At 68.7% G+C, this 6,966-nt stretch carries 8 protein-coding genes and 3 pseudogenes; 5 read left to right on the top strand and 6 right to left on the bottom strand.

The window, feature by feature from the left end; genetic code table 11:
* Window positions 1-90: 90 nt before the first annotated feature.
* Entirely contained in the window at window positions 91-1,431 is a 1,341-nt protein-coding gene (locus ABZ876_RS35555; protein ID WP_361789579.1) for a helix-turn-helix domain-containing protein, read from the top strand.
* Here ABZ876_RS35555 and ABZ876_RS35560 read toward each other — a convergent pair.
* On the bottom strand, window positions 1,409-1,942 hold the full coding sequence (locus ABZ876_RS35560) for an NUDIX hydrolase (protein ID WP_361789581.1): 534 nt from the start codon (window positions 1,940-1,942) through the stop codon (window positions 1,409-1,411). The two genes, ABZ876_RS35555 and ABZ876_RS35560, sit on opposite strands and share 23 nt — an antisense overlap.
* A 365-nt stretch (window positions 1,943-2,307) precedes the next feature.
* Here ABZ876_RS35560 and ABZ876_RS35565 point away from each other — a divergent pair, with 365 nt between their 5' ends.
* On the top strand, window positions 2,308-2,859 hold the full coding sequence (locus ABZ876_RS35565) for a GNAT family protein (protein ID WP_361789583.1): 552 nt from the start codon (window positions 2,308-2,310) through the stop codon (window positions 2,857-2,859).
* Between the two features lie 85 nt (window positions 2,860-2,944).
* On the opposite strand, the gene ABZ876_RS35570 is transcribed toward ABZ876_RS35565, so the two are convergent.
* Window positions 2,945-3,118, bottom strand: a complete 174-nt coding sequence (locus ABZ876_RS35570; protein ID WP_361789585.1) for a hypothetical protein — start codon at window positions 3,116-3,118, stop codon at window positions 2,945-2,947.
* 42 nt (window positions 3,119-3,160) lie between these two features.
* On the opposite strand from ABZ876_RS35570, the gene ABZ876_RS35575 reads away from it, so the two are divergent.
* Complete coding sequence (locus tag ABZ876_RS35575; protein ID WP_361789587.1) at window positions 3,161-3,316, top strand: hypothetical protein; 156 nt, start codon at window positions 3,161-3,163, stop codon at window positions 3,314-3,316.
* Window positions 3,313-3,546: pseudogene (locus ABZ876_RS35580) on the top strand (NUDIX hydrolase); the annotation flags it as partial. The gene ABZ876_RS35575 and the pseudogene ABZ876_RS35580, both read left to right, overlap by 4 nt.
* Window position 3,547: 1 nt before the next feature.
* Here ABZ876_RS35580 and ABZ876_RS35585 read toward each other — a convergent pair.
* The 3 genes and pseudogenes from ABZ876_RS35585 to ABZ876_RS35595 form a co-directional block, all read right to left on the bottom strand.
* Window positions 3,548-3,867: pseudogene (locus tag ABZ876_RS35585) on the bottom strand (nucleoside deaminase); the annotation flags it as partial.
* Window positions 3,868-3,917: 50 nt separating this feature from the next.
* Window positions 3,918-4,388, bottom strand: a complete 471-nt coding sequence (gene cynS, locus ABZ876_RS35590) for a cyanase (RefSeq protein ID WP_361789589.1) — start codon at window positions 4,386-4,388, stop codon at window positions 3,918-3,920.
* A gap of 105 nt (window positions 4,389-4,493) precedes the next feature.
* Window positions 4,494-5,009 (bottom strand): carbonic anhydrase, encoded by a 516-nt coding sequence (locus ABZ876_RS35595; RefSeq protein WP_361789591.1) that lies wholly within the window; start codon window positions 5,007-5,009, stop codon window positions 4,494-4,496.
* Between the two features lie 122 nt (window positions 5,010-5,131).
* Here ABZ876_RS35595 and ABZ876_RS35600 point away from each other — a divergent pair.
* Window positions 5,132-5,440 (top strand): annotated as a pseudogene (locus ABZ876_RS35600) (LysR family transcriptional regulator); the annotation flags it as partial.
* On the opposite strand, the gene ABZ876_RS35605 reads toward ABZ876_RS35600, so the two are convergent.
* The gene (locus ABZ876_RS35605; RefSeq protein WP_361789597.1) at window positions 5,433-6,725 is read right to left on the bottom strand and encodes an IS701 family transposase; all 1,293 of its coding nucleotides are present in this window, start codon (window positions 6,723-6,725) and stop codon (window positions 5,433-5,435) included. The pseudogene ABZ876_RS35600 and the gene ABZ876_RS35605 sit on opposite strands and share 8 nt — an antisense overlap.
* Window positions 6,726-6,966 lie beyond the last annotated feature (241 nt).

Genomic DNA, 6,966 nt, shown 5'->3' on the forward strand with positions numbered 1-6,966 from the left:
AAGGCCAGACTGATTACCCAGCTTGGGTAACATCGCGGCAAGTAGAGCACCAGCGACGTTGCGTAGCCCTCGCAGTGGGGAGCCTGCCCAATGCCCGACGCCGACCGGCCGCAGGAACTGCCTGCCCGGCTGCTCACCGATCCCGAGATGATCGATGCGTGTCGGGTACGGGATTTCGCCAGGGTGTTCCGCCTGGTGAAGACCAGGGCGGGCATCTACCCCTCCATGATCGCTAGGCGCTGCGAACTGACCCCTAGCCGCGTAGGCGAAGTGATCGCAGGCCAACGCCAGTTGCAGCACATGGACGTCATCGAGCGCATCGCGGACGGGTTGCGCATCCCAGGACACATGCTCGGGCTCGCCCGCCGAGAATGGGAGACGCCTCAGGCACTCGTGGTTGCCGAGCGAGAGGTACCTCAAGTACCAGAGCCCGAGCAGCAGACCACCACATCTCTGCCAGGACCCGAGGTGGACAGCATCTTGGCCCTGGCCACCCGAAGCAGCCTCAGCACAGCCACACTTGAAGCCTTCCGATCCTCTATCGAGGATTACTGGCGGCGAGACGACCAGCACGGCGGCGAGGCGCTGCGGCCGGCCATTGTCGGCCAGCTCAGGTATGTCGTTGGACTCCTGAAGGAGAACCGGCCACCGTCCATCCAGAACGGCCTGTACGGCATCGCAGCTGAGCTGGCACGCCTCACCGGTTGGACATACTTCGACGCCCGTCAGTACAACCAGGCCCGCGCGTACTTCACCGAGGCGCTGCAACTGGCCAAGGAAATCGACGACCGTCAGTTCATGGCCAACGTCCTTGCATGCATGAGCTTGCAGGGCACGTATCAGGACAAGCCCGCGGACTCACTGGCGCTCGTGACCGCCGCCCAGGACCAGGCCCGCTCAGCACTCGACACCACCCCAAGGGTCCTATCCATGCTGTCCCTGCGCGAAGCCTTCGCTCACGCTACTCTCGGCAACCGGGATTCCACGCACCGGGCGATCGGAGAGGCACAGCGCCATTTCGAGCAGATCCGGGCGAACGACCCAGACCCGTCCTGGGTGACCTACTTCGACGAGACGAAGCTCATCGTGGACACAGGCATTGCTCATGGCCGACTGGGCGAAGCAGCGACCGCCGAACCCCTCATCGCGGACGCTTTGCGGCGAGAAAACCAGACCAACCAGCGCGGCCGGGCATTTCACTCGTTCTGGCTGGCCCGTACGCAGCTGGACCAGGGCAAGCTTGATCAGGCGTGTGCCACCGCCACGGAAGCGCTGGAGACCGCGTCGGCGGTGGCCTCCGAGCGCGTATCGGGCCATCTCAGGGAGTTCTACGACCAGTTGGCCCCGCACCGGCAAGAGCCCGTAACCCTGGCCTTTGAGGCGCGGCTACGGGAACTGCTCCCATCAGTTAGCGGATCGCTTCATCTATGAGCAGGTACAGAAGGCCGACGAGCGATCCACTGCTTACGATCTCGCGGCGGTCGATCATTCCGCGTACTTCCGAGAGGGGAATCCACTCGATGCGGTCGGACTCGTTCTTCTCCGTGGGCGGTCCAGCGTAGGTCGCGCCGTCCACGCGGAAGACGTGGTGCTGTGAATCGGTGATCCCGTTGGCAGGCTCGGCGTAGATCAGGGGCTTGATGGGGCCAGGACGCCAGCCCGTCTCCTCCAAGACTTCGCGAGCCGCCGCTTGCTCAGGGGACTCGCCCTCCTCGACCAGGCCCATGGGCAGTTCCCAGGCCCAGGAGTCGGTGATGAAGCGGTGCCGCCACATCATCAGCACCTCTTGGCGATCATTGACCACGGCGGCCACGGCCAGGTGCCGGAGGCGAACGACGTGGTACTCCCACCTGCGCCCGTCGGGCTGCTGGACGTCGACCAGACACAGATTCACCCACTTGTTCGTGTAGATCTGTCGCTCACCGTGGGTCTTCCACTGCATACCTGCGGCCCCTCTCGATCGGTCTCCAGGATCTCAGACCGATCGCGCGTCGGCAGCAAGTTCAGGCATATCGCGTCAGTCTGACGAAATCGCTGTAGCGGCCGATGAGAGGCAGGTAGGCCTTACCACGGACGGTGCATGAGCACGTGGACGTTGTCATTGAGCAGGCGCAGAAGCTTGGCTGTCTGCCAGCCGCGTGCGCGGTACAGAGCGAGGGCCGGCGCGGTGTGTGGGTGGGTGAGCAACCAGCGGGGCCCTGGTGGGCAGCCCTACCCGGACAGCGGTCGTCGCCCGCGACCTGCGCGCGGAGACCGAGGCTTTCCCGGCCAGCCGGCCCGCCCTGCCCCGCGGGTAGAGTCCGCGCCATGTACCCGGTCACTCGTTCCAGCGCCCGCCTCGCCCTCCGGGAACTCACCATCGAGGACGCGGATCCGGTGCTCGCCATCTACGGCAGCCCCGAGGCGACGGAGCACCTGTCGTTCGAGCCGCGCACCCATGAGCAGGTCGGGCAGATCGTGGCCCGGTCCATCGCCGCCGCCACGGCGACGCCCCGCACGGAGTACGCGCTCGCCGTGATCGAGCGGGACACAGGCGAGCTGATCGGGTTCGGCCGTCTGGCCACCGACCCCCACCAGCAGCGCGGAGCCACCATGGGCTTCGCGCTGCGCCCGGACGCGTGGCGCGTGGGCTACGGCGTCGAGACGGTGCGGCTGCTGCTCGCCGTCGGCTTTGACGATCTCGGCCTTCACCGCGTGTGGGGCGCGCGGTCCCCGCTCAACGAGGCTTCCGCGAAGACCATGTCGGCCGCCGGCATGGTGGAAGAGGGCACGATCCGCGAGCACGTGCTGAAGGCCGGGGCATGGCGGGACTCCGTCGTGCACGCGATCCTCGATCGCGAGTGGCGGGCCAACTCCTAAATCCCTAGTCGAGGAGTCGGCCCGCGCCGTAGTTCTTGTCCTGGAAGCCGCCGATGGGCACCTTGCCGCCGCGCTAGCCAGTGAGTCAGCGCTGATCCTGCGTGACCTGGAGCAGTACGACCGGGCGCTGACGCGTGCCGAACAGGCTGTTGCGCTGCGGGAGGCGGGCCGGGCGCGGGCGCTGGCGTTGTCCCGGATCACCCTGGTGGATGTCCACGTACGCCGCGGTGACCTGGACGCCGCCGTAACCGCAGGTCACGACCTCCTCAGCCCGAGCCCCATCCTGTGCTCTGTCCGGGTCGTGCAGCAGCTCGACGAGCTGCGGCGGCTGCTCGAGCCGCACCGGTCGTACAGGCCGGTCCGGGAGTACCTGGTGCGGTTCGATGACGCACACCGCGCCAGAATGCTCCTGCTGGCCGATCTGATCCCGCCGTCCCCGGGAGGCACCACCGCATGAGGCCTACCAAGGCACCCACCCCTGCCGACCCCGACGCGTGGAACGCCTACCTCGCGGAGGGGAACGCCAAGCAAGCCCGCAAGCGCGTCGCCGCTGACGTGCTGCTGCGGGACCCGGCCGGGCGCGTGCTCCTGGTGAATCCCACCTACAAACCGGACTGGGACCTGCCTGGCGGGATGGCGGAGGCCAACGAGCCGCCGGAGGACGCGGTGCGCCGAGAGCTGATCGAAGGGTGGTGAGGAAGACCACCTCGTCCGGTGAGCAGTAGTACAGCGACCCCAGGCACATCGGGCACGGGTGGGCCAGTACGTAGAGCGTGGCGCCGACGAGGTGCTCGGTGCCCAGCTTGGTGCACGCCTCACGGATGGCGAGGATCTCGGCGTGCGCCGTGTGGGGTCGCCTGTCTGGGCGACCCGGTTCGGGCTCTCGGCCAGGATCTCGCCGTCCTTGACGCTGAACGCGTGGCCGCCCTCGGCGACGTTGCGGCGGGCGATGTCGACGGTGCGCTGTGATAGTCCATCACGGTGTCCTTCCGTAGGAGGAGGAAGCAGGGGCGGCCGGGCGAGCCCGCACCGCCCGGAGCCGGTCCGATCGGGGCGGATCAGAAGGGCTTTGTGGGCAGGTACTTGCCGTCCAGGATGATCACCGCGCGCTCGCCGCCCTCGGGGTCGGCGACCTTCTTCACGTCCAGCTTGAAGTTGATCGCGGAGATGATGCCGTCACCGAACTGCTCGTGCACCAGGGCCTTGAGCGTGGTGCCGTACACCTGGAGCATCTCGTAGAAGCGGTAGATGGTCGGGTCGGTCGGGATGCCACCGGGGATCGATCCCCGGGTCGGGATCGTCTGGAGCAGCGCGACCGCGTTGGCGTCCAGGCCGAGCAGCTCGCCGACGGCCTGTGCGGCCGGCTCGGGCAGGGCGTGCTGGCCGAGCACGGCGGCGGTGGTGAAGGCCACCGACAGGCCGGCCGCGTCGGCGATCTGCTGCCAGGTGAGGTCCTTGCGGGTTTTGGCCTCGACGGCGGTGATGGCGAGGGCCTGCCGGGCGGTGGGGTCGAACTGGGCGTGAGGCATGGAGGCCTTTCAGGGTTCAGGGTTCGGGGGGTGGGAGGACATCCGGTCCACTGCGACGTGGCAGGGCCGCGTCGACTGGCGGCCGTGGGCCGGGGGCCGGACCGGTCAGGCCGCGAACGGGGCCGCGTGCGCTTCGGCGCCGACGTTCAAGACGCCTCCGGTGGCGATGTCGTAGACCCGGCCGTGCAGGGTTACCAGAGCGGCGACGTCCCCGCGGGCGCCGGTGCGGGCGCGGGAGGCGCCCGCGTGCCGCAGCCACTCGGCGACCGCCGGCACCCCGCGCAGGTCGTGGGCCTCGGCCAGCGCCGTCACGGCGCCGCAGCCGGAGTGCCCGCACACCACGATGTCGGACACGCCGAGGACGGCCACGGCGTACTCGATGGCCGCCGCCACGGCATCGGGGCCTGGCGCGTGGGGCGGGACGAGGTTGCCCGCGGTGCGGACGACGAACAGCTCGCCCGGCTCGCTGGCCGTGATCAGCTCCGGGACGACGCGGGCGTCGGAGCAGCCGATGAACAGCGTGTGGGGCATGTGGTTCTCAGCGAGGTGGGCGAACAGCTCTGCCTTGGCGGGGTGGACGTCCCGCTGGAAACGCGTGACGCCCTGGGCGAGGTCGCGCATAAGGCACTTCCTTCGGTGGGTTTCGGCCTGCCGGCCTCGGTGAATCCACCATGCATGAAATGGACCTATAGAGTCCAAGATGCAGTACCGATGTCTCCCATTGCTCGTATCTATAATCGTTTGTGGAACTACGTCACCTGCGCTACCTGCTCGCCGTGGCCGAGCACGGCAGCTTCACCCGCGCCGCCGAAGACCTGCGCATCTCCCAGCCCACGCTCTCTCAACAGGTCCGGCAGCTGGAGCGGACCGTGGGGGTGTCGCCGCTGGACCGCACCGGCCGCAGTGTGCGACTCACCGACGCGGGCGAGACATATGCGCGCCACGCCCGCCATGCCCTGCGGGACCTGCCGGCCGCCCAGCGTGCCGTCCAGGACGTCCAGAACCTGCCCCGCGGCCATCTGCGCCTGGCCGCGACGCCGACGTTCACCTCCTAGTACTCCAGTGCGACTTCGTGAGCTGTCCAGTCGCGAGTCGTCGGCGGTAGTGGCAGCGGCGGGCTGTGGCCTGGTGGTGTCTGCGCCAGTTCGACCAGTGCAGCAGCCTGTTCGGGGACGTGGTTGGTGGGTTCAGCAGGGCGCCGAGCAGGTGGCGGATCTCCGGGACGGTCAGGTCGATCTGGTCGGTTCTGCGGGCGGGCCGGTTGGGCTGTGCGGTCGTGGTCGGCGTCGCGTCGGCGGCGAGTGCGGTCAGGAAGGCAAGGGCGAGCATGGCCAGAGTGATGTGCCGGTGCCAGGCCGTCCAGTTGCGGACCCGGTAGTGGTCCAGTCCGACCTGGCCTTTCGCTGCTTGGAAGCACTCCTCTATGCACCATCTGGTCCCGGCCACCCGGACCAGCTCGGACAGTGGCACTCGTCCGGGGGACCAGCACAGGTAGTAGGCGAGTTCGCCGCTGGTGGGGTTGCGGCGGATCAGCAGGTGCCGATGGCCGTCGGTGCCGGTCTCGATCCAGGCCCAGTCGTAGTAGCGCGGCCCCTTCGCTCCGGCTCCTGCGCTTTGCCGGTGCCAGGCCGAGGCGGGCAGGCGGTCAGCGACAGCGTCCGCGCGGATGGCGGTTCGCCCCTGGTTGATCCGCACCCGCGTGCTGCAGGCGACCGCCAGGACGTAGCCGATCCGGCGGGACTCCAACAGAGCACGCAGACTGGGGTCTTGGCCGTATGCCTCATCCGCGGTGACCCAGGAGGCGCTGATCCCGGCGTCCAGGGCCGCCTCGATCATCTGCCCGGCCAGAGCGGGTTTGGTCGCGAACTCCGCCTGGTCGGGCACCCCGGCCCGGTTGCGTCGCTCGGCGTCCTGGCACCACGCGAGCTCGGGCAGGTAGAGCCTACGGTCGATCAGCGCCCGTCCCTTGCTGGAGGCGTAGGCGAGGAACACGCCGACCTGGCTGTTCTCGATCCGGCCCGCCGTGCCGGTGTATTGCCGCTGCACGCCCGCCGAGGCGGTGCCCTTCTTCAGGAATCCCGTCTCGTCTGTGATCAGCACGCCGTCGTCGCCTCGCAGGTGCTCGAAAGCGTAGGCGCGCACGTCGTCACGGACCGCGTCGGCGTCCCAGCGGGCACTTCGCAGCAGCCGCTGCATCGGCCCGGGGCGGGCGTGGCCGGCCTGTTCGGCCAGCCGCCAGCAGTTCTTCCGCTCGACGCCGGACAGTAGGCCGAGTACGAAGGCGCGGGCCGCGGCACGCGGCTCCACCCGCCGGAACCGGCCCGCAATCCGGGCCATGGCTTGGTCGAACATCGCCCGCCAGCGGGCGGCATCTATGCTGTGACCTGCGGCCACCGCGCGATCTTCAGGAGTCCACACAATCCTTGATGATCACGCGGTGGCCGTTCCCGTTCGCTCCAGGGTCCGACGCAAGATCGCGAATCCACGCCCCGGCAGATCGACACGGACATCGCGCAGGCGAAGTGACGATGAGCACCCTCACCCTCGCGTCCAAACGCCGCCGGGCGGCCCTGCGCAC

This window comes from Streptomyces sp. NPDC046931 (assembly GCF_040644655.1).
Classification (GTDB): domain Bacteria; phylum Actinomycetota; class Actinomycetes; order Streptomycetales; family Streptomycetaceae; genus Streptomyces.

Excerpts from the sequence above, each read along its gene's own strand:
- ABZ876_RS35555 (WP_361789579.1), top strand. The coding sequence starts at position 91 with ATGCCCGACGCCGACCGGCCGCAGGAACTGCCTGCCCGGCTGCTCACC.
- ABZ876_RS35560 (WP_361789581.1), bottom strand. The coding sequence starts at position 1,942 with ATGCAGTGGAAGACCCACGGTGAGCGACAGATCTACACGAACAAGTGG.
- ABZ876_RS35565 (WP_361789583.1), top strand. The coding sequence starts at position 2,308 with ATGTACCCGGTCACTCGTTCCAGCGCCCGCCTCGCCCTCCGGGAACTC.
- cynS (WP_361789589.1), bottom strand. The coding sequence starts at position 4,388 with ATGCCTCACGCCCAGTTCGACCCCACCGCCCGGCAGGCCCTCGCCATC.
- ABZ876_RS35595 (WP_361789591.1), bottom strand. The coding sequence starts at position 5,009 with ATGCGCGACCTCGCCCAGGGCGTCACGCGTTTCCAGCGGGACGTCCAC.
- ABZ876_RS35605 (WP_361789597.1), bottom strand. The coding sequence starts at position 6,725 with ATGGCCCGGATTGCGGGCCGGTTCCGGCGGGTGGAGCCGCGTGCCGCG.